Source organism: Xanthobacter oligotrophicus, assembly GCF_008364685.1.
Lineage (GTDB): Bacteria > Pseudomonadota > Alphaproteobacteria > Rhizobiales > Xanthobacteraceae > Xanthobacter > Xanthobacter oligotrophicus.
In genome coordinates, this window is the sequence record NZ_VTTL01000007.1 from 202,504 (window position 1) to 221,852 (window position 19,349).

At 67.6% G+C, this 19,349-nt stretch carries 23 protein-coding genes; 9 read left to right on the forward strand and 14 right to left on the reverse strand.

Features of this window, described 5'->3' with window-relative positions; all coding sequences use genetic code 11:
* Positions 1–26 precede the first annotated feature (26 nt).
* The 9 genes from FZ033_RS13520 to FZ033_RS13560 form a co-directional block, all read right to left on the reverse strand.
* A complete protein-coding gene (locus FZ033_RS13520; RefSeq protein WP_149576645.1) occupies positions 27–503 on the reverse strand; it encodes a MaoC family dehydratase in 477 nt (158 codons plus the stop codon).
* The gene (locus FZ033_RS13525; protein ID WP_149576646.1) at positions 500–964 is read right to left on the reverse strand and encodes a MaoC family dehydratase; all 465 of its coding nucleotides are present in this window, start codon (positions 962–964) and stop codon (positions 500–502) included. The genes FZ033_RS13520 and FZ033_RS13525 overlap by 4 nt, the downstream gene beginning before the upstream one ends.
* 81 nt (positions 965–1,045) lie before the next feature.
* Positions 1,046–1,396 (reverse strand): DUF6968 family protein, encoded by a 351-nt coding sequence (locus FZ033_RS13530; protein WP_149576647.1) that lies wholly within the window; start codon positions 1,394–1,396, stop codon positions 1,046–1,048.
* Positions 1,397–1,419: 23 nt separating this feature from the next.
* Positions 1,420–1,752 carry a DUF6968 family protein gene (locus FZ033_RS13535; protein ID WP_149576648.1) on the reverse strand — a complete coding sequence of 111 codons (333 nt, stop codon included), beginning with the start codon at positions 1,750–1,752 and terminating at the stop codon, positions 1,420–1,422.
* A gap of 10 nt (positions 1,753–1,762) precedes the next feature.
* Positions 1,763–2,200, reverse strand: a complete 438-nt coding sequence (locus tag FZ033_RS13540; RefSeq protein ID WP_149576649.1) for a hypothetical protein — start codon at positions 2,198–2,200, stop codon at positions 1,763–1,765.
* Positions 2,201–2,281: 81 nt separating this feature from the next.
* Positions 2,282–2,743, reverse strand: coding sequence for a MaoC/PaaZ C-terminal domain-containing protein (locus FZ033_RS13545; protein WP_149576650.1), 462 nt, complete (start codon positions 2,741–2,743; stop codon positions 2,282–2,284).
* Between the two features lie 18 nt (positions 2,744–2,761).
* Positions 2,762–3,859: a redox-regulated ATPase YchF gene (ychF, locus tag FZ033_RS13550; protein WP_149576651.1), complete on the reverse strand. Its 1,098-nt coding sequence runs from the start codon at positions 3,857–3,859 to the stop codon at positions 2,762–2,764.
* Positions 3,860–4,023: 164 nt separating this feature from the next.
* Complete coding sequence (gene pth, locus FZ033_RS13555) at positions 4,024–4,632, reverse strand: aminoacyl-tRNA hydrolase (RefSeq protein ID WP_149576652.1); 609 nt, start codon at positions 4,630–4,632, stop codon at positions 4,024–4,026.
* 70 nt (positions 4,633–4,702) lie between these two features.
* Positions 4,703–5,314, reverse strand: a complete 612-nt coding sequence (locus FZ033_RS13560; RefSeq protein WP_149576653.1) for a 50S ribosomal protein L25/general stress protein Ctc — start codon at positions 5,312–5,314, stop codon at positions 4,703–4,705.
* Positions 5,315–5,503: 189 nt separating this feature from the next.
* On the opposite strand from FZ033_RS13560, the gene FZ033_RS13565 reads away from it, so the two are divergent.
* Positions 5,504–6,577, forward strand: a complete 1,074-nt coding sequence (locus FZ033_RS13565) for a c-type cytochrome (RefSeq protein ID WP_149576654.1) — start codon at positions 5,504–5,506, stop codon at positions 6,575–6,577.
* Positions 6,578–6,598: 21 nt separating this feature from the next.
* Here FZ033_RS13565 and FZ033_RS24545 read toward each other — a convergent pair whose 3' ends face one another.
* The 3 genes from FZ033_RS24545 to FZ033_RS13575 all read right to left on the reverse strand — a co-directional run bounded on the left by FZ033_RS24545 (position 6,599) and on the right by FZ033_RS13575 (position 8,839).
* Complete coding sequence (locus FZ033_RS24545) at positions 6,599–6,724, reverse strand: hypothetical protein (RefSeq protein ID WP_269149865.1); 126 nt, start codon at positions 6,722–6,724, stop codon at positions 6,599–6,601.
* A gap of 137 nt (positions 6,725–6,861) precedes the next feature.
* Positions 6,862–7,989 carry a zinc-dependent alcohol dehydrogenase family protein gene (locus FZ033_RS13570; RefSeq protein ID WP_149576655.1) on the reverse strand — a complete coding sequence of 376 codons (1,128 nt, stop codon included), beginning with the start codon at positions 7,987–7,989 and terminating at the stop codon, positions 6,862–6,864.
* Between the two features lie 205 nt (positions 7,990–8,194).
* Positions 8,195–8,839, reverse strand: a complete 645-nt coding sequence (locus FZ033_RS13575; RefSeq protein ID WP_232847470.1) for a TetR/AcrR family transcriptional regulator — start codon at positions 8,837–8,839, stop codon at positions 8,195–8,197.
* Between the two features lie 250 nt (positions 8,840–9,089).
* On the opposite strand from FZ033_RS13575, the gene FZ033_RS13580 reads away from it, so the two are divergent.
* The 8 genes from FZ033_RS13580 to cynS all read left to right on the forward strand — a co-directional run bounded on the left by FZ033_RS13580 (position 9,090) and on the right by cynS (position 16,585).
* Positions 9,090–9,656, forward strand: a complete 567-nt coding sequence (locus tag FZ033_RS13580; protein WP_188079472.1) for an OsmC family protein — start codon at positions 9,090–9,092, stop codon at positions 9,654–9,656.
* 93 nt (positions 9,657–9,749) lie between these two features.
* Complete coding sequence (locus FZ033_RS13585) at positions 9,750–10,871, forward strand: acyl-CoA dehydrogenase family protein (protein ID WP_149576657.1); 1,122 nt, start codon at positions 9,750–9,752, stop codon at positions 10,869–10,871.
* Between the two features lie 165 nt (positions 10,872–11,036).
* Complete coding sequence (locus FZ033_RS13595) at positions 11,037–11,651, forward strand: 2-hydroxychromene-2-carboxylate isomerase (protein ID WP_210247891.1); 615 nt, start codon at positions 11,037–11,039, stop codon at positions 11,649–11,651.
* Positions 11,648–12,826, forward strand: coding sequence for an NAD(P)/FAD-dependent oxidoreductase (locus FZ033_RS13600; protein ID WP_149576659.1), 1,179 nt, complete (start codon positions 11,648–11,650; stop codon positions 12,824–12,826). The genes FZ033_RS13595 and FZ033_RS13600 overlap by 4 nt, the downstream gene beginning before the upstream one ends.
* Before the next feature lie 92 nt (positions 12,827–12,918).
* On the forward strand, positions 12,919–14,283 hold the full coding sequence (locus FZ033_RS13605; RefSeq protein ID WP_149576660.1) for a CmpA/NrtA family ABC transporter substrate-binding protein: 1,365 nt from the start codon (positions 12,919–12,921) through the stop codon (positions 14,281–14,283).
* 3 nt (positions 14,284–14,286) lie between these two features.
* Positions 14,287–15,126: a nitrate ABC transporter permease gene (ntrB, locus tag FZ033_RS13610; RefSeq protein WP_149576661.1), complete on the forward strand. Its 840-nt coding sequence runs from the start codon at positions 14,287–14,289 to the stop codon at positions 15,124–15,126.
* Entirely contained in the window at positions 15,123–16,049 is a 927-nt protein-coding gene (locus tag FZ033_RS13615; protein ID WP_149576662.1) for an ABC transporter ATP-binding protein, read from the forward strand. Before ntrB ends, FZ033_RS13615 begins: the two co-directional genes overlap by 4 nt.
* 47 nt (positions 16,050–16,096) lie before the next feature.
* On the forward strand, positions 16,097–16,585 hold the full coding sequence (gene cynS, locus FZ033_RS13620) for a cyanase (RefSeq protein WP_149576663.1): 489 nt from the start codon (positions 16,097–16,099) through the stop codon (positions 16,583–16,585).
* A gap of 111 nt (positions 16,586–16,696) precedes the next feature.
* Here cynS and FZ033_RS13625 read toward each other — a convergent pair whose 3' ends face one another.
* Entirely contained in the window at positions 16,697–17,917 is a 1,221-nt protein-coding gene (locus FZ033_RS13625) for a DUF4167 domain-containing protein (protein WP_188079473.1), read from the reverse strand.
* A 552-nt stretch (positions 17,918–18,469) separates the two neighbouring features.
* A complete protein-coding gene (prmC, locus tag FZ033_RS13630) occupies positions 18,470–19,330 on the reverse strand; it encodes a peptide chain release factor N(5)-glutamine methyltransferase (RefSeq protein ID WP_188079474.1) in 861 nt (286 codons plus the stop codon).
* Between the last annotated feature and the right edge of the window lie 19 nt (positions 19,331–19,349).

Genomic DNA, 19,349 nt, shown 5'->3' on the forward strand with positions numbered 1-19,349 from the left:
GGCACCGCCGGTGGCAGGGCCTCGGCTCAGCCGCTCCGACGTGCCACCAGCACCGCGCTTTCGAAATCGATCACCAGGTCGCCGTGCTGGTTGGTGCCGGAATTGTACGCCTTCAGCAGGCCCCACTGGGGGCGCCCGCGGGTGGCGATCTTCTCCCGCGCCTCGGTGGCGTAGGTGATGGTGTCGCCGGCATAGACCGGCTTCAACCAGCGCAGATTGGTGAAGCCGGGGGAGGGGCCCACCTCAAGCATGCGCCCGCCCTTGGCCTCGAGGGCCCTGGCCGAGCCCACGTTGTAGGCGATGAAGAACTTCATCCACATGGACGCCGTGTGCCAGCCGGAGGCCACCAGCGCGCCGAAATGGCTGCGCTTGGCCGCCTCGGGATCCACATGGAAGGGTTGGGGATCATAGAGCCGGGCGAAGGCGATCATCTCGGCTTCGGTGAAGGTGTGGCGGCCCAGCACCTCGCGGTCGCCGATTTCCAGTTCCTCGAAATAGGTCATGCGAGGCGGGCTCCCGGATTGCGGCGGCCGATCATGATGATGCAGACCTGGGACATGGCCACGGTCTTGTCGGCCTTCACCAACTCGAAGCGGAAGGTGACGAGGCCCATCTCCGGCTTGCTTTTGGAGGTGCGGCTTTCCAGCACCGTACGGCGCAGGGTCAGCATGTCGCCGGGGAACACCGGGGCGAGCCATTTGTTCTCGGTGACGCCGGGCGAGCCCATGCTGGCGGTGCGCAGCAGGAAGCCGTCGCAGATGAGCCGCATGAGGACGGCGCAGGTGTGCCAGCCGGAGGCCGCCATGCCGCCGAGCAGCGACGCCTTGCCCGCCTCCTTGTCCAGATGCATGGGCTGGGGATCGAACTCGCGGGCGAAGGCGACGATCTCTTCCTCGCCGAACTGGTGCGAGCCGAACGCCTTCACCTCACCGATGATGAAATCTTCGAAGAAGATGTCGGGCAAGGCGCCCCTCCTGTCGTTGGACTGCGATGGAAGGCGAGGATGCCGCAAACGTCAAGGTGGGGGGTGGGGATGACCGGAGCGTCAGGCCCCGAAGGTGGCCTTGTCGCTCCCCACCAGGACGTCGCGGATGTTCTGGGCGACCGGGAAACCATAGCCGCCTTCGCGATGGGGCGCGTAAAGCACGCCGTCCTCGTGATAATCGGAAACATAGAGGTGCACGCCCACGTACATCATGGAGAGAATGAGCGCCTGCAGCGCATCCACCCCGTGGATAACCATGCTCTTGGTGCGGTCCGGCCAGTCGATCTCGAAGCGGCAGCCCCAGGACTCTCCGGGATGCTCCACGATGTGCTCGGGCTGGTGCAGGCGGATCTCCACCGGCGTGTCACCGGCCTCGCCTTTGATGAAAAGGGTGTGCGTGAGGATCACCATGGCTGGGCTCCGCGGGGCTGAAATCAGAAGCTCATCTTGTCGACGCCGATGAGCAGGTCGCGCAGATTGTTCGGAACGGGAAAGCCGTAGCCCTCCTCGCTGTCGTAGGCGCGAAGCGACCCTTCTTGGTGATAGGTGCTTGTGTACAGATCCGCTCCGATCATTTGAAGCGCGATGGTCAGAGACTGAAGGGCATCCTCGCCCTGTGCCGTAATGCTATATTGTCCTTCGGGCCAGTCAATTTCGTATTTACATCCCCAAGAATGCAAAAGTTGTAATGGTTTGTATATTCTAATTTCGATCTTTTCTTCTCCATTATTTATACGAATGAAAATATTGTGTTTTAAAATAATCATTGGATTTTCCTCAATAATTTAGCGGCGGGATCGGGTGACCCCTGAGGCATGCGGCGTAGCGTTGCGAAGCCTGTGCTCGGCACGACTTTAAACCGACCATATCGCAGTGAAACATGTCGGCCTCGTACTGTTGCCAGCATTGTGCCTCGACTGCTGGCGAGATGCGCCGCGCCGCGACCGAAATGCTCCGCTCGGCAACGGCGGGTTTTGACCCGGTGCTGTCGTTGCTGCCCCCGGCCCATCGCCCGCCACCCGGCGCGCCGCTGGGAATGCGCGGCTGGCTGGGGTCATAGCCGCCCTTCAGGGCGAGGCGCAGTTGCCAGGCCGCAAGATCGAGCCGCAGACCCAGGGTGATGCGGCGCAGGTCGTCGAGCGCGTCCGGCTTGGCAGGTGACGGCTTGGCAGGTGACGGCTTGGTAGGTGACGGCTTGGCAGGTGGTGGTGACACGGCGTTCCTCGCTCCAATCGACTGGAGTGGGGATTTTAATCCTAGACAAGACTCGCGTGAGTAGTTTTGCTCAGCCTGGGCTCACAGCGGCCCATCCGGCGCCATGTGCTTCAGCTCGAAGGTGAGCACCTCCGTGCCGTCCTCCCGCCGGGCGCTGGCGCGGCGGTGAAAGATGGTCCAGCCCGGCCGACTGCCGCTGGGGCGGGCCTCCAGGACCTCGGTGAAGAAAACGATGGTGTCGCCCGCGCGCACGGGAGCGAGCCACTTCAACTCGCTCATGCCGAAGCCGACGCCCACCGGCGAGAGCACGGCCGGGTGATCCGGCGGCAGGCCGTCCACTGCGCCGTTCGCGCGCACGAACAAGCCCATCCACACGCAGGCCGTATGCCAGCCGGAGGCGACAAGCCCGCCGAACGGGGAGGCGGCGGCCGCCGCCTCGTCCACATGGAAGGGCTGGGGATCGAAGGCCCGGGCGAAGCGCAGGATCTCGTCCTGCGTGAAGGTGAAGCGGCCGATCTCCACCGACCCCTCGCTCCCGGCCATTCCCGTCGCCCGCCTACTTCAGTTGGCGAAGCGGAAGTGCAGCACGTCGCCGTCGGCGACCACATATTCCTTGCCTTCGAGGCGGAAGCGCCCGGCCTCGCGGGCGCCGCCCTCGCCCTTGAACTTCACATAATCGTCGTAGGCAACGGTTTCGGCGCGGATGAAGCCCTTCTCGAAATCCGAATGGATCACGCCCGCCGCCGCCGGCGCCTTGGTGCCGGCCGTGATGGTCCAGGCCCGCGCCTCCTTCGGCCCCACGGTGAAGTAGGTGAGGAGCTGGAGCAATTCGTAGCCGGCGCGGATCACCCGGTTGAGGCCGGGCTCGTCCAACTCGATGGCCTCCAGATAGTCCTTCTGCTCCTCGGGGGGCAGCACCGCGATCTCGCTCTCGATCTTGGCCGAGACCACCACCGCCATGGCGCCTTCGAGCTTGGCCCGCTCGAACACCTGTGCGGAGAGGGAATTGCCCTCCTTGGCTGAGGCCTCCTCCACGTTGCACACGTAGAGCACGGGCTTCGCCGTCATGAGGCCGAGCATGGAGAACAGCTTCTCCTCCTCCGGCTTCACCTGCGCGAGGCGGGCGGGCTTGCCCTCGCGCAACAGGACCAGGGCGCGGGTCATGAGGTCGAGGGTTTCCTTGGCCTCCTTGTCGGCGCCCTTGGCCTTCTTCTCCAGCGCACCGGCGCGCTTCTCCAGGCTTTCGAGATCGGCGAGCATCAGCTCGGTCTCGATGGTCTCGATGTCGTCCACGGGGGAGATCTTGCCCTCCACGTGGGTCACGTCGCCGTCCTCGAAGCAGCGCACCACATGGGCGATGGCGTCGCATTCGCGGATGTTGGCGAGGAACTGGTTGCCGAGCCCCTCGCCCTTGGAAGCGCCGCGCACCAGGCCCGCGATGTCCACGAAGGTGAGGCGGGTGGGGATGATGGCCCCCGAGCCGGCAATCTCGGCCAGCGTGTCGAGCCGCGGGTCGGGCACCGCTACGTCACCCACATTGGGTTCGATGGTGCAGAACGGATAGTTCGCCGCCTGCGCCGCCGCGGTCTGGGTGAGCGCGTTGAAGAGGGTGGACTTGCCCACGTTGGGAAGCCCGACGATGCCGCATTTGAAGCCCATGGAACGCTCAGGTTTGGCCGCCGGCCGGTATCGGGGCAGCAGTGTCAGATGGCGAGGGATGTCGCGGGGACAGCTCTTGCCCTCCGCATATCCCCTCACGGCGTGGCTCCGCAACCCATCGGACCGACGCGGCCACGCCGCATCGGGCCGCGAAGGCTCGCGCCTCAGCCCTTCTCGCCCACCCGCTTCTGCTCGCCGAAGCCCTGGGCATCCAGGAACAGGTGCGCGCGGTTCTGGAACTCCTCCGGCCGCTTCTGGGCGAGCAGGTCGGCAAAGTCGGCGCAGGCGTCGCAGATGGCGTCGAGCCAGGGCTTCTCGCTCTTGGCGAAGTCGCTGAGCACGTAGGCATGAACCAGCGCCTTGTCGCCGGGGTGGCCGATGCCGAGGCGGACGCGGAAATAATCGTTGCCGCACTGGGCGGTGATGGAGCGCAGGCCGTTGTGGCCGGCGTTGCCGCCCCCCTTCTTGATGCGCAGCTTGGCCGGGGGCAGGTCCAGTTCGTCGTGGAAGACGAAGATGTGATCGAGCGGGATCTTGTAGAAGCGCTGCGCCTCGGCGACGGCGCGCCCGCTCTCGTTCATGTAGGTTTCGGGGAACAGCGCGATCACCTTCTCGCCGGCGATCTCGCCTTCCGCCGCCATGGACTGGAAGCGGCGGCGCAGCGGGCCGAGACGGTGGCGGCGGCAGATGGCCTCGAGCGCCATGAAACCGATGTTATGCCGGTTGCCGGCATATTTCGGGCCGGGATTGCCGAGCCCTGCGAACAGGAACATGTGGCGCCTCCGGCCCGAACGTTCTGGAGCATCCTGCTGTCTGTGCGGCAGCAGGATGGAGACTGCTAGCTCAGGCCTTGGCCGCTTCGGCCGCGTCTTCGGCAGCGGCATCCGCCTGGCCCGACGGGGCGACGACGGTGGCCAGCGTGTCATCGCCATGGCCGGCCCAGGTCACGCCCGCGGGCAGCTTGATGTCGGACAGGTGGAAGGTGTCGCCGTAGGCAGCGCCGGTCAGGTCCACCTCGACGGAGGCGGGGATCGACTCGGCGGGGCAATCCAGCTCCACAGCGTGGGCCACCACGTTCAGGGTGCCGCCGGCCTTGAGGGCGGGGGAGGCTTCCTGATTGAGGAAGTGCACCGGCACCTCGACCGTCACGGTCGTGCCCTGCGAGACGCGCAGGAAGTCCACGTGCAGGGGGAAGTCCTTCACCACGTCCAACTGGTAGTCGCGGGGGATCACGCGGTGCTTGGCCCCGTCCACGTCGATCTCGAACAGCGTGGTGAGGAAGTGGCCGGCATAGATGATCTTGTTGATTTCGCGGAAGTTCAGCGAAATCGTCACCGGCTCCTGCTTCTCGCCGTAGATCACGGCGGGCACGCGCCCGGCGCGGCGCTCGGCACGGGCGGCCCCCTTGCCGGCCCGCGGGCGCGCCACAGCCTTCAGTTCCTTGATGGCAGTCATGGCACTCGTCCTAACATTGATAAGATTCTACAACGACGCATGTCGCGATGCGGGCACACGTCTTCGGCCGCAAGCACGCCTCCAGGGGGGCGCATGCCGCGAACGAAGGCGCGCTTATAGCCGCGCCATGCCGGCGATGCAACAAAGACGGGCCTTTTCGGGCTCCGCAGAAGCACACTGGGGGAAGAGATGCGGCGGAACGGGACGGCGGCGCGCCTGCTGGCGGGCCTTATCCTGATGGGGGCTTTCGCCCCGGGGGCGGCGCTGGGGCAGCAGGCCACGCCTCCTCAGCCTGCGGCCGGACGTGCCGTCGGTCTTGCCGCTAGTCTCGCCACCGCCAATGCCCGCATCGCGGTGTGGGACATTCCCGATATCGACCTCCTGCCGGACGACGAGGAGGGGCGCCTCGTCCGCTACGGCCGCTCGGTGCTGGAGGCGAGCGCGCGCCATATCGGCCCCCACGCGGCGGACCCGGCCCAGCGCTTTGCCGGCAACAACCTCGCTTGCGCCAATTGCCATCTCGATGCGGGACGCAAGAAGTTCGGGCTGCCGCTGGTGGCCGCGGCGGCGGACTATCCGCGCTATTCCACCCGTTCCGGCGCGATGGCGGACCTCGCGGACCGCATCGACAGCTGCATGATGCGCTCCATGAACGGCCGTGCCATGCCACGGGAGGCGCGGCCCATGCGCGCCCTGCTCGCCTATCTCACCCTCCTGTCCTCCGCCCTGCCGAAGGATGCGCAGATCGAGGGCGCCGGGGCCGGCGCCATCCCGCCGCTGGAGCGGCCGACGGATCCCGCACGCGGGGCGGTGGTCTATGCGCATACCTGCGTCGCCTGTCACCGGGCGGGCGGCGAGGGGCTGCGCCGCAATGAGGCGGATGCGAGCTTCGGCTATGGGGTGCCGCCGCTCTGGGGGCCGGACAGCTTCAATGACGGCGCGGGCATGAACCGGCTCGTCACCATCGCCAATTTCGTCCATGACAACATGCCGAACGGTGTGAGCTGGGTCATGCCGGTGCTTGCGCCGGAGGATGCGTGGGACGTGGCGGCCTATGTGGCGAGCCAGACGCGGCCCCATCGCGACGGGCTCGACCGGGACTTTCCGGACCTGCTCGACAAGCCCGTGGACACCCCGTACGGCCCCTATGCGGATGGCTTCTCGCAGGCGCAGCACAAATATGGCCCGTTCGGTCCCATCCGCGCCGAGATCGCGCGGCTGAAGGCGGACAGGGGCCGCGTGCCCAATCCCAACGTGCGGTGAGGCCGTTGGGCGTCCGAAAAGCTACTTCGGCGTGCCGGACTGGCAGGCGTTCGGCTTGCCCTGGCCGAACCAGTTGCCGCATTTGTCGCAGCCGCCGAGGCCGAGAGCGAGCGCCGCGACCACGGCGAGACGGATGACGGCGCGCATGGCTTCTCCTGTTCGATGCGGCGCGACTTTAGAGCGTTTTCGCGCGAAGTGGATACCGGTTCGCGCGAAGAAAACGCTTGAGCCAAATCGCCCTCCCGATGCGGCGGGGAAGGGAACCCTCTCCCGCCGCATCCGGCTCAATAGACGATGACGTGCCGGACCACCTCGCCGCGGTCGAGGCGGTCGAAGCCCTCGTTGATCTCATCCAGCGGGCCGGTGGAGGAGAGTAGGCGGTTCACCGGCAGCTTGCCGCGCTGGTAGAGCGCCATGAAGCGCGGAATGTCGCGCGGCGGCACGCAGCTGCCCATGTAGCTGCCCTTGATGGTGCGTTCCTCCGCCACGAGATGCACCGGCGGCAGCGAGACGCGGGCGTTGGGATTGGCGAGACCACCCGTGGCGGTGGTGCCGCCGCGCTTGGTGATCTTGTAGGCCAGCTCGAAGGCAGGGGCCGAGCCCGCCATCTCCACCGCATAGTCCACGCCGCCTTTGGTGGCGGATTTCACGGCGTCCACGATGTCCGGGTCGTTGGCGAGGAAGGTGTCGGTGGCGCCCAGCGAGCGGGCGATGTCGAGCTTGGCCGGCGACAGGTCGAGGGCGACGATCTGCTCCGCCCCCGCCGCCACCGCGCCCATCACGGCCGAGAGGCCGACGCCGCCGAGGCCCACCACGGCGACGGTCTGGCCGGGCCGCACCCCGCATGTGTTCACGATGGCGCCGACGCCGGTCATCACCGCGCAGCCGAACAGGGCGGCGTCCACCAGAGACATTTCGGGGTCGATCTTGATGATGGAGCGGCGCGAGATCACCGCATATTCGCCGAAGCCGGAAATGCCGCACAGGTGGTAGGCATCGGTGCCGTCATCGCAGGTCAGCCGCCGGCCGCCGCCGAGCAGGGTGCCGGCGCCATTGGCCGCCTGGCCGGGGCCGCACATCTGGGCGCGCCCGTCGAGGCAGGAGGGGCAGGTGCCGCAGGTGGGCACGAAGCTCATCACCACATGGTCGCCGGGGGCAAGATCGGTCACCCCGGGGCCGGGCTCCACCACCACGCCGGAGGCCTCGTGGCCGAGCACCATGGGCAGCTGGCGGGGACGGTCACCATTGATCACCGACAGGTCGGAATGGCACAGGCCCGCCGCCGCGATCTTGATCAGCACCTCGCCAGCCTGGGGCGGGGCGAGCTCAACCGTTTCAATGGAAAGCGGGCGCGTCTGCCCGTAGGGCTTGCTCACAGGGGACGTGCGGAGCACGGCGGCGCGAATACGCATGATATTTCCTCCCGAGCCTCTTTGCCGACCGTATTGAGGGCGCCGGGGCGCACCGTCAAGCGTGTTGGTTTGGGCATTTGGGAGGAGCGAATTTCAGTCGCGCGGACGGAAATTCGGGGTCATGGGACGCCTCTCGCCCGGAGCCGCTGCGAACCCGTGAGGCTGCGGCCCGGAGCGCGGGCTTAAGTCGTCCTGAAAGTCGACCTCAGGCGGCCTCGGCGGCGGTCATGCGGGCAAGAAGCAGGTCGGCCGTTTCTCCGGCGAGGAGGGCGACATTCTGGTCCTGCGTGATCATGGCGGCGACGATGGCCCCGTCGATCAGCAGTCCCAGCTGGTGGGCGGCGCCGTCCGGGTCCCGCGCACCGGCCTCGGCGGCGAGGCGGGAGAGGGTCGCGAGCACCACCTTCTTGTGGGCAAGGGCGATCTGGCGCATGCGATCGTCCCTCTTGTCGTGCTCGGCCACGGCATTGATGAACGGGCAGCCGAAGAAGCGCTCGTCGCCGAACCAGTCGCGCAGCACCGGGAAGATGCGGCGCAGGCGGGCAAGCGGCGTTGCCTCGCCCTTGAGCAGTTCGCCGAGGAACCAGTCGCGCCAGGCCGCGCCTTCGCGCTCCAGCACGGCTTCCACCAGCCGCTCCTTGGAGCCGAACGTCTTGTAGAGCGTCGCCTTGGCGGTGGCCGCCTCCGCCACCACCGCGTCCACGCCCACTGCGGTGATGCCGTATTGGCAGAACAGGCGCGTCGCCGCCGCGATGATGCGCTCGCGCGCCTTCGGCTCCGCTTCGGGAGCGGGCTCCGGGGCGTGGGGATTGGGGCTGCGCGTCGGTTTGGCCGCCTGGGCCTTTGCCATCCCCGCCCGCCCAGTCTTCGCCTGTTGCATTGCTTCTCACCACCGTGCCGCTTTGGCGGGCACAAAGACAGACCTGTCTGTCAGATATAGGCAGGAATCATGCCGTGCAATCCTGTCGGTGGACAGGGCAAAGTCCTGTCTTCTCTTAAGGAAGCAGAGTTTCCCCCTGGGCTCTGCGCCTCAGCCTTGCACGTGGCATGCGCCCTGCATAAGACAGACCGGTCTGTCTATATCTGCCGAGGAGATCCGGATGTCTCAATCCAACACCGTCCTGACCGGCTGCCTGATGCCCGAGGCGACCGCGGGCTGTCTCGCCCCCATCGACAAGGACGGGCTCGAGAAGCTCATCGCCGCCGGCAAGGCCGATCCCAAGGTCATCAAGACGCTGAAGTGCAAGACGGTGGCCGAGGGACGCTTCCGTCATGCCAACTATATCCGCAACCTCGCCCCCTACATCGTGGACGAGCCTCCGGGCCTGCTCGGCGACGACACCGCCCCCAACCCCTCCGAGGCCTCGCTGGCGGCGCTGGGCTCCTGCCTTGCGGTGGGTCTGCATGCCAATGCGGTGCATCGCGGCTGGACCGTGCGCAAGCTGGAACTCCAGCTCGAAGGCGACCTCAACATCACTGCCGTCTGGGGCACGGGCGACGTGAGCGAGAAGCCGGTGGGCTTCACCGACGTGCGCGTGAAGGTGGAGATGGAGTGCGACGGCGTGCCGAAGGAAGAGGTGGATGCCCTCATCTCCCACGTCACCAAGTGGTCGCCGGTGGCCAACACCTTCGTGCGCCCGGTCAACCTCGAGGTGGCGCTGGCCTGATCCGGCCTTCGGCCCGCTCCACGGCATGCCCGCTCAATGCGGGCGTGCCCCGCCTTCCGCCTTCCGGGACCAGAGGATTGCCAGAGGATTGCCATGTCATTGACCGCCGTGACCGCCTTGTCGCCGCATGATCTGTCCGCATCCGACCTCGATCCGGGGGCGGCCCTCGCCGAGATCGGGAAGATCGCGGTGACCGATCTGTCCGCCTGGGCCCGGGCCATCGACGAGGGCACCTATCCGGCCACCCTGCTGCACCGCTTCGCCGATGCCGGCGCCTTCCGCCTGCATCTTGGCGAGGGCCACAGGCTCGGCGCCGCCATTGAGGGCATGAGCCGGATTTCCGAGGTGTGCACCTCCTCCGCCTTCATGGCGTGGTGCCAGAACACCCTGGTCTGGTACCTGATCAATTCTCAGAATGCGGCGGCAAAGGCCAAGTATCTCGCCGCTGCCGCCACCGGCCATGTGCTGGGCGGCACGGCGCTCTCCAATCCCATGAAGTCCTTCTTCGGCATCGAGACGCTGAAGCTGAAGGGCACCCGCGTGGAGGGCGGTTACAGTGTGAAGGGCATCCTGCCGTGGGTGTCGAACCTCGGCCCCGACCATTTCTTCGGCGCCATCTTCGCGCGGGAGGGCGGCGAGCCGGTGATGGCGCTCATCGACTGCGCCGATCCGGCGGTGACGCTGAAGCCCTGCGAGCCCTTCCTGTCCATGGACGGCACCGGCACCTACGGGGTGCAGGTCCGCGACCTGTTCGTGCCCGACGACATGGTGCTGGCGCACGAGGCCATGCCCTTCGTGAAGACGATGCGCGCCGGTTTCATCCTGCTGCAGGCGGGCATGGCCATCGGCCTGATCCGCGACTGCATCGCCATGATGCGCGAGGTGGAAGGCCCGCTGGGCCACGTCAACCGCTTCCTCGACGTGCAGCCGGATGCCATGGCCGAAACCCTCGCCGCCATCGAGAGCGAGGTGAATGCGCTGGCGCAGACGCCCTTCGACACCAGCCCGGACTACTGGCGCCGGGTGGTGGCGGCCCGCCTGCTCGCCGGCGAGGCCAGCGTGGCGGCGGCCCACAACGCCATGCTCCATTGCGGCGCTCGCGGCTATGTGCGGGCCAGTCGCTGCCAGCGCCGCCTGCGCGAGGCCTATTTCGTCGCCATCGTCACGCCGGCCACCAAGCAATTGAAGCTGATGCTGGAACAGATGCCGGCCTGAGTGCCGGTGCGACTTTTTGGGGACGGGCAGATGCCGAAAGAAGCGGGGGCGAGCGACATGACGATGTATTTTGGCTCCTGGAACGCGTGGTCGCGCGATCCGGCGCTCCCCATGGCGGAGGGGCATCCGGCGGCGGCCATGTCCTGAACCGAAGGAGCGATGACCGTGCCCGAGATCACCTGCTATTTCAGCCCGCAATCGGGCTATGCCTATCTAGGGCACCCCCGCCTCGTCGCCATCGCGCGCGAGCACGGCGCCAGCATTCTGTGGCGGCCCGTGGATATCCTGAAGGTCTTCGCCGAGGGCGGCTCCACCGCCCCGGCCAAGCAGTCCCCCGTGCGCAATGCCTATCGCAAGAAGGACATCGTGCGCTGGGCCAAGCTGCGCGGCATTCCCATCACCACCGAGCCGGCCTTCTGGCCCACCGATACGCTGCCCGCCTGCCGGCTGATCGCCGCCGCGCAAGGCGAGGGGATCGACCCCGAAGCCCTCATCTTCGCCTGCCTCAGCGCGGTGTGGGCGCGGGACATCCAGATTTCCGAGCGCGCCAACCTCATCCGCCTCGCCGACGAGGTGGGGCTGGATGGCGCGCGCCTCGTGGAGCTGTCCGACAGCGTGGCCGCCGCCGAGCAGGTCCAGCGCAACACCGTGGCGGCCATCGAGGCCGGCGTGTTCGGCTCGCCCTCCTATGTGCTGAATAGCGAACTCTATTTCGGCCAGGACCGGCTGGACTTCGTCGCCGCCGCGCTCGCAGCCGGAGAGCCGGGGGCGGCGCTATGAGCGCCCCCGTCGTCATCGTCGGGGCGGGGCAGGCGGCGGCGCAGGCCGTCACCTCCCTGAAGGCGGAGGGCTATGCCGGCGATATCATCGTGATCGGCGACGAGCCCTATCTGCCCTACCAGCGCCCGCCGCTCTCCAAGGCCTATCTCGGCGACGAGATGACCGAGGACCGGCTGGAGCTGAAGGCGCCCAAATTCTATGCGGATGCCGGGGCGGAGCTGCGCCTTGCCACCCGCGTTGCCCGCCTGCTGCCGGCCGAGAAGGCCGTGGAACTGGCGGACGGTTCCCGCCTTCCCTATGGCGCCCTGCTGATCGCCACCGGCACCCGCGCCCGCGCGCTGCCGGTGGCTGGGGCGGAACTGGCGGGGGTCTTCTCCATCCGCTCCATCGATGACGTGAAGCACTTCCGTGCCGCAGCCGTGCCGGGGGCGAAGCTGGTCATCATCGGCGGCGGCTATATCGGCCTCGAGGTGGCGGCCAAGGCGAAGAAGCTCGGCCTCGACGTGACCGTGGTGGAGGGCCAGCCGCGCCTGCTCGCCCGCGTCGCCTGCACCACGATCTCCGACTTCGCCCGCGCCCTGCATGAGGGCAATGGCGTCACCGTCCTCACCGGCATGGGCGTGGCCCGGCTGATCGGTACGGAGCATGTCACGGGAGTGGAACTGGCCGACGGCCGGGTGCTGCCGGCTGACCTTGTGCTCTCCGCCGTGGGCGCGGTGCCCAATGCGGAGCTGGCGGCCGAGGCGGGGCTGGCGCTGGAAAACGGCATCCGAGTGGATGAGACCACCCGCACCAGCGCGCCAGACATTTATGCCGCCGGCGACGTCGCCTCTTTTCCGAGCAGGCTCTACGGCCGGCGTGTGCGCCTTGAATCCGTGCAGAATGCCATCGATCAGGCCAAGGCTGCTGCAAAAGCGATCATGGGTGGTGTCGTTGCATACGATCCCATCCCCTGGTTCTGGTCCGATCAATACGATGTGAAGCTCCAGATCGCTGGCCTCCTCGACGGCTACGAGCGCACCGAAACCGAGGGCGACGCGGCCGCCGGACGCTTCTGCGTGCGGTATTTCGCGGGGGATCGGCTGCTGGCGGTCTGCTCGGTCAACGATCCCAAAAGCCACATGCTGGCCCGCAAGGCGCTCGCCATTCCACCGCCGGTGCCTGCCCCCGGCTAGGCGGTGGCACGGGCATTGCCATCACGAAGCGTCACCTGCCCTGCGTCACTTGCCCGCCGAACCCTCGCAACCCGCCCTCACGGAGCGCCCCGATGTCGATGTTCTCGAACCCGTTCTCGCTGAAGTCGAAGCTCGGTCGCTGCCTGTGCGGGCGCCATGCGACGCCGGAAGAGCACGCGGCGTCGGAACGGGCGGCGGGGCTGGGCGACGAGGCGCGCTATCGCGATGTGGTGGCCTCCGGCCTCATGCGCGCGCTGTTCCCGAACGACATGAAGCGCCGGGCATTTCTCAAGGCGGTGGGCGCCTCCACCGCCGCGGCGGCCCTCGCCACCTTCTTCCCCCTGGATGCCGCGACCGAGGCCTTTGCCGCCACCGGCAAGCCGGAGAAGACCGACCTGAAGGTGGGCTTCATTCCCATCACCTGCGCCACCCCCATCATCATGGCGCACCCCATGGGCTTCTATGCGAAGCAGGGGCTCAATGTGGAGGTGGTGAAGACCGCGGGCTGGGCGGTGATCCGCGACAAGACCATCAACAAGGAATACGACGCCGCCCACATGCTGGCGCCCATGCCGCTGGCCATCTCCCAGGGTCTCGGCTCCAACCCCATCCCCTTCGTCACCGCCGCCATCGAGAACATCAACGGCCAGTCCTTCACCCTCGGCATCAAGCACAAGGACAAGATGGACGTGAAGTCTTGGAAGGGGCTGAAGTTCGCCATCCCCTATGACTTCTCCATGCACAATTACCTGCTGCGCTATTTGCTGGCGGAGAACGGCATCGATCCCGACACCGACGTGCAGCTGCGCGTGGTGCCGCCGCCGGAGATGGTGGCGAACCTTCGCGCCGAGAACATCGACGGCTTCCTCGCCCCGGACAACGTCGCCCAGCGCGCGGTGTTCGACGGCGTGGGCTTCATCCACTCTTTGTCCAAGACCATGTGGGACGGCCACCCCTGCTGCGCCTTCGCGGCGAGCCGGGAGTTCATCACCACCATGCCCAACACCTATGCGGCGCTGCTGCGGGCCATCATCGATGCCACCGGCTTTGCCTCCAAGACCGAGAACCGCAAGGCCATCGCCGAGGCCATCGCGCCGCCGGCCTATCTCAACGCGCCGGTGACGGTGCTGGAGCAGGTTTTGGTGGGCAAGTTCGCGGACGGCCTCGGCAACATCAAGGACGATCCCAAGCGCATCGATTTCGATCCGTTCCCCTGGGAGAGCTTCGCGGTGTGGATGCTGACCCAGATGAAGCGCTGGGGCCAGATCAAGGGCGAGGTGGATTACGCCTCCGTGGCCAACCAGGTGTTTCTCGCCACCGACGCCGCCAAGGTGATGAAGGAGATGGGGCTGACCCCGCCGACGACGACCTCCAAGTCGTTCTCGGTGATGGGCAAGGTGTTCGATCCGGCAAAGCCCGCCGAATACGCCGCTTCCTTCGCCATCAAGCGGAGCTGAGCGATGAAGAGCCTCGGCGTGCGCGCCGGCCTGCTTTCGGTGCTGCTGTTCGTCGCCTTCTGCGTGCTCTGGCAGGTCGCCGTCACCCCGAGCGCAAGCACGGGGCCGGCGCTGGATCCGGAATATGCCAAGCTGATGGGCATCGCCACCGTTGGGGCGAAGTCGGCCATGCCGGGGCCGCTCGACGTGGCGGCAAAACTCTGGGACAACCTGAAGCGGCCATTCTACGACAACGGGCCGAACGACAAGGGGCTGGGCCTCCAGCTGCTCTATTCCATCGGGCGGGTGGCGCTGGGCTATTCGTTGGCCGTGCTGGTGGCGGTGCCCATCGGCTTTCTGATTGGCATGTCGCCGCTGGCCTACCGCGCGCTCGACCCGTTCATCCAGGTTCTGAAACCGATCTCGCCGTTGGCGTGGATGCCGCTGGCGCTCTACACCATCAAGGATTCCGCGCTCTCGGCCATCTTCGTCATCTTCATCTGCTCGGTGTGGCCCATGCTGCTCAACACCGCCTTCGGGGTGGGGGCGGTGCGGAAGGAGTGGCTGAACGTCGCCCGCACACTGGAGGTCGGCCCGTGGCGGCGGGCCTTCACGGTGATCCTGCCGGCAGCGGCGCCCACCATCCTCACCGGTATGCGCATCTCCATCGGCATCGCCTGGCTCGTCATCGTGGCGGCCGAGATGCTCGTGGGCGGCACCGGCATCGGCTACTTCGTGTGGAACGAGTGGAACAACCTCTCCATCGCCAATGTCATCGTGGGCATCCTGCTCATCGGCGTCGTGGGCATGGTGCTCGACCTGATCCTGGCGCGCCTGCAGAAGCGCGTGACCTTTCCGGAGTGAGCGCCGTGGCTGCGAGCGATCCCAAATTCATCTCCATAGAGGGCATCGCCCGGCGCTATCCGGCCGCGGGTGGCGGTTCCACCACCATCTTCGAGGACCTGTGGCTGCAGGTGCCGCGGGGCGAATTCGTCTGCATCATCGGCCATTCGGGATGCGGCAAGACGAGCGTGCTCAACATCCTTGCCGGGCTCGAAAATCCCTCCGACGGCGTGGTGGTGGTGGACGGGCAGGCCATCGAGGGGCCGAGCCTCGATCGCGCCGTCATCTTCCAGGGCCATGCCCTGCTGCCGTGGAAGAGCGTGCTCGGCAACGTGGCCTATGCGGTCTCGTCCCGCTGGCGCAAGGCGGGCCGGGCCGAGGTTGAGGAGCGGGCGAAACGCTTCATCGATCTCGTGGGCCTCAAGGGCAATGAGGGCAAGAAGCCGGCGGAGCTGTCCGGCGGCATGCGCCAGCGCGTGGGCATCGCCCGGGCGCTCTCCATCGAGCCCAAGATCATGCTGATGGACGAGCCGTTCTCGGCGCTGGACGCGCTCACCCGTGGCACGCTGCAGGACGAGGTGCGGCGCATCTGCAAGTCCACCGGGCAGACGGTGGTGATGATCACCCACGATGTGGACGAGGCCATCTACCTCGCCGACAGGATCGTGCTCATGACCAACGGCCCGGAGGCCATGGTGGCCGAGGTGGTGGAGAACCCGCTGCCGGCCGACCGCCGCCGCGATACCATCCACCGCGAGCCGGACTTCTACACGGTGCGCAACCACCTGGTGGATTTCCTTGTCGCCCGCAGCCGCACCTTCAGGGACCAGATGCCGGCGGGCCATGACCCGCGCCATCCGCCCCTGGTGCGCCTTGGCGGGCCAGCCGCGCCGCCCCCCGCCAACACCATTCCCTTTCCCGCCGTTGCCAAGGCCCGCGACTGACCGCGCGGGGCCGGCCCGACACGACCCCAGAGTGGAGAGCAAGACCCATGAAGCGCGAGCAACTCACCGAGAAGATCCTCGATATCAAGCGCGAGAAGGGCTGGACCTGGAAATACATCTGCGAGGAGATCGGCGGCATGTCGCCTGTCCTCGTGGTGGGCGCGCTGCTGGGCCAGATGAAGCTGGTGAAGCCGCTGGCGAAGAAGGCCGCCGAGCTGTTCGGCCTCTCCGAGGTGGAAGAGCGCATGCTGAACGAGGTGCCCATGCGCGGCGCCGGAACCCCCATGCCGCCCACGGACCCGCTCATCTACCGCTTCTACGAACTGGTGATGGTGAACGGGCCGGCCTGGAAGGCACTCATCGAGGAGGAGTTCGGCGACGGCATCATGTCGGCCATCGACTTCAACATGGAGATGGTGCGCGAGCCCAACCCCAAGGGCGACCGGGTGCAGATCACCATGTCCGGCAAGTTCCTGCCCTACAAATACTATGGCAACGAGCAGGGCATCCCCGACTACGGCTTCAAGGAAGGCTGAAGGGGCGGGGCGTTCGCGTCCGGCGGATCGTCGATGTACCTATGACAAAAGAAAAACCCCGCCGGGCAACCCGGCGGGGTTTTGCATTTCGCAGAAGCTGCAATGGCAGCTTCAATCGTTGAAGAGCGCGGTCTGCTCGGGGGCCGGGGCCTCGCCCGCGGCCTGCTCGGTCGTGCCCTCGGCGCGGGTGCGGAAGCGGCGGCGACGGCCGCGACGGGCATCCGTGCCTTCGGTCGCCTCGGCGGCCTCAGGGGCTTCGGCGGCCTCCTCGCGGGGAGGCTCGACCCGCGCGGGCTCGGCGCGGACGGGCTCAGGGCGGGGCGGCTCGGCGCGGGCGACTTCCGCCCGGGGGGCCTCGGCCTTCGGCGTCTCTACGCGGGGCGCCTCCACCCGGGGCGCCTCGGCGCGGGGCTCCGCGCGCTCCTTGGCGATGGCGGGGGAGCCGGTGATGAAGGACGGCAAGCCGAGATCCTGCTCCTCCTCCCGCTGGGGGCGGGGGGCGCGGGGCGCCTCGGCCTCCTCGCTGCGGGGGACGCGCGCGGCGCGCGGCGTGAAGCCCTCGCCGCTCTCGTCGCGGTTGCGGCGGCGGAACTCACGCGGTGCGCGATCCTCACGGGGTTCACGCTGCTCGCGGGGCGCGCGATCTTCGCGGGGTGCCCGGTCTTCGCGGGGCTCGCGCTGCTCGCGGGAGTCCCGCTGCTCAAGAGGCGCGCGATCGTCGCGCGGTTCCCGCTGCTCGCGGAAGTCGCGCTGCTCGCGGGGGGCCCGCTGCTCGCGCGGTTCGCGCTGGTCCCGCTGCTCGCGGGCCTCGCGCTGCTCCCTTGGCTGGTAGCCTTCGCCGCTGTCGTCGTCGCGGTTGCGGCGGTAATTGCCCTGGCGATTGTCGCGCTGACCGCGATCGTCGCCCCGGTTATCGCGATTGCTGTCGCGGTTCTCACGCGCCTCACGGGGCTGATAGGGCTGCTCGCCACGGTTGAAGGCCGGCTGCGGCGCATCGAGGGCGCCCACATCGTCCGTGTCCTCGTCGTCCATCTCGTCGTCGCGGCCGAAGCCGGGCGGGGGCGCGAACTGGCCCTGGAGCGAGGCGATGAGGCGCAGATAATGCTCGGCGTGCTGGAAATAATTCTCAGCGGCCACGTGATCTCCGGACGACTGGGCGTCGCGGGCGAGCTGCTGGTATTTCTCCGCGATGTGGTGGGCGGTTCCACGCACCTTCGTGTCCGGGCCGTTCGATTCGTAGACCCGTGTCAGAGGGTTCGAGCTGCGCCGGTTGCCGTTGCCGTTGTTGTTGTTACGGCCGCGCATGCGCTGCTTCTGCTGACCATTTCTCATGTGGATCAATCTCTACTCGCCCCGGCGTTCACGCCGCCGTCTGCGCCCGGTCGCCATGCGCCGGTGAACTTCGCAACACGCCCGATGGTTGGTCCGGGCGGCGCACGCCAGGATGCGCGCTGTTCCGCTTTCGCAGGCCAAGAACGTCAGCTTCGCGAGCCGCCTGCGCCGGCATTCGCGCTGGTCTGAAATTACGATCGTTCGTTAAGTCAGGATCTGTCCGATCATCGAGCCCCGTCCCGTGCCCCCCAGCACGGCCGCCGTTACACGATACGCTGCCGAGCCATCCGGCCCGCGCGCGCTCAACACCGTGAAACGATCTCACCGCCGGATGCTGGAATGTGCGCAGCATGCGCGCGCATCATCCCACCGCATCCATAGCGCCCGAAACATCTGCCTGAGATTTCGGAAGCCCGCATCAGCCCCTTGGGCCAACGCCTCGGTTCGATTCCTGAGGTAGACACTAGCCATTTCCCTCCCAGGTTCCAAGCGGTTTTTTCTCAGTTTGCGCGCCGCTTGCCTTGGGGCGCCGCCACTTGCCGGTCCTGGACCCTAGCTGCGGCGGGCAAGAAGGGCCCTGGGGATGCCCGAAAGATCGCGCCGCGCGGGACCGGCCACCTCAAGTCCCGCCCCTGCAACCAGCGCCGCCACGGCCGGTTCCTGTCCCGCGCCCAGCTCCAGCACGGCGATGCCGCCGGGACGCACGAGGCGCGGCAGGTCGGCGGCGATGGCGCCATAGGCGAGGAGGCCGTCCGCCCCCGCCTCCAGCGCCAGGTGCGGGTCGTGCAGGCGGACCTCGTCGGGCAGCTCCAGCATGGCGGAAGAGGTGATGTAGGGCGGGTTGGAGACCACGAGGTCGAAGCCGCCGGCCAGCGCCGTTCCCCAGTCGCTGACCACCACATGGGCGCGCCCGCCGAGGCCGTTACGCGCGAGGTTGGCGCGCGCGGTCAGGGCCGCGCCCTCGGAGCGGTCCACGGCGATGCCGGTGGCGTTGGGATACTCCACCAGCAAGGCGGCGAGGATCGCGCCCGTGCCGGTCCCAAGATCGAGGATCAGGAGCGGGGCGTTTCGGTCGGGCAATTCGGCGAGGGCCGCCTCCACCAGGGTCTCGGTGTCGGGGCGGGGCACCAAAGTGTCGGGGGAGAGGTGAAGGTCGAGGCTCCAGAACTCCCGCCGGCCGCGAATGCGCGCCACCGGCTCGCCCTTAGCGCGCCGCTCCGTGAAGGCGCGCGCCGTCGCCTCCGCCTCGGGCGGGACGGGCGCATCGGCGCGCAGCAGCAGGTCGCCTGGCGCGCAGCCGAGTGCCTGAGCCAGCAGCAGGCGGGCATCCAGGTCTGGCGTCTCAACCCCAGCTGCGGCGAGGGCAGTCGCCATCTGCCGCCGCAGGGCGCCGATGGTCAGGGCTTCAGCCATAAGCGACGCCCCAGCCCAC

Coding starts and splice junctions, on each gene's coding strand:
- pth (WP_149576652.1), bottom strand. CDS start 4,632: ATGTTCCTGTTCGCAGGGCTCGGCAATCCCGGCCCGAAATATGCCGGC.
- FZ033_RS13575 (WP_232847470.1), bottom strand. CDS start 8,839: ATGGCAAAGGCCCAGGCGGCCAAACCGACGCGCAGCCCCAATCCCCAC.
- FZ033_RS24545 (WP_269149865.1), bottom strand. CDS start 6,724: ATGCGCGCCGTCATCCGTCTCGCCGTGGTCGCGGCGCTCGCTCTCGGC.
- FZ033_RS13600 (WP_149576659.1), top strand. CDS start 11,648: ATGAGCGCCCCCGTCGTCATCGTCGGGGCGGGGCAGGCGGCGGCGCAG.
- FZ033_RS13580 (WP_188079472.1), top strand. CDS start 9,090: ATGTCTCAATCCAACACCGTCCTGACCGGCTGCCTGATGCCCGAGGCG.
- prmC (WP_188079474.1), bottom strand. CDS start 19,330: ATGGCTGAAGCCCTGACCATCGGCGCCCTGCGGCGGCAGATGGCGACT.
- ychF (WP_149576651.1), bottom strand. CDS start 3,859: ATGGGCTTCAAATGCGGCATCGTCGGGCTTCCCAACGTGGGCAAGTCC.
- FZ033_RS13520 (WP_149576645.1), bottom strand. CDS start 503: ATGACCTATTTCGAGGAACTGGAAATCGGCGACCGCGAGGTGCTGGGC.
- ntrB (WP_149576661.1), top strand. CDS start 14,287: ATGAAGAGCCTCGGCGTGCGCGCCGGCCTGCTTTCGGTGCTGCTGTTC.
- FZ033_RS13545 (WP_149576650.1), bottom strand. CDS start 2,743: ATGGCCGGGAGCGAGGGGTCGGTGGAGATCGGCCGCTTCACCTTCACG.
- FZ033_RS13625 (WP_188079473.1), bottom strand. CDS start 17,917: ATGAGAAATGGTCAGCAGAAGCAGCGCATGCGCGGCCGTAACAACAAC.
- FZ033_RS13565 (WP_149576654.1), top strand. CDS start 5,504: ATGCGGCGGAACGGGACGGCGGCGCGCCTGCTGGCGGGCCTTATCCTG.
- FZ033_RS13585 (WP_149576657.1), top strand. CDS start 9,750: ATGTCATTGACCGCCGTGACCGCCTTGTCGCCGCATGATCTGTCCGCA.
- cynS (WP_149576663.1), top strand. CDS start 16,097: ATGAAGCGCGAGCAACTCACCGAGAAGATCCTCGATATCAAGCGCGAG.
- FZ033_RS13535 (WP_149576648.1), bottom strand. CDS start 1,752: ATGATTATTTTAAAACACAATATTTTCATTCGTATAAATAATGGAGAA.
- FZ033_RS13560 (WP_149576653.1), bottom strand. CDS start 5,314: ATGACTGCCATCAAGGAACTGAAGGCTGTGGCGCGCCCGCGGGCCGGC.
- FZ033_RS13530 (WP_149576647.1), bottom strand. CDS start 1,396: ATGGTGATCCTCACGCACACCCTTTTCATCAAAGGCGAGGCCGGTGAC.
- FZ033_RS13605 (WP_149576660.1), top strand. CDS start 12,919: ATGTCGATGTTCTCGAACCCGTTCTCGCTGAAGTCGAAGCTCGGTCGC.
- FZ033_RS13570 (WP_149576655.1), bottom strand. CDS start 7,989: ATGCGTATTCGCGCCGCCGTGCTCCGCACGTCCCCTGTGAGCAAGCCC.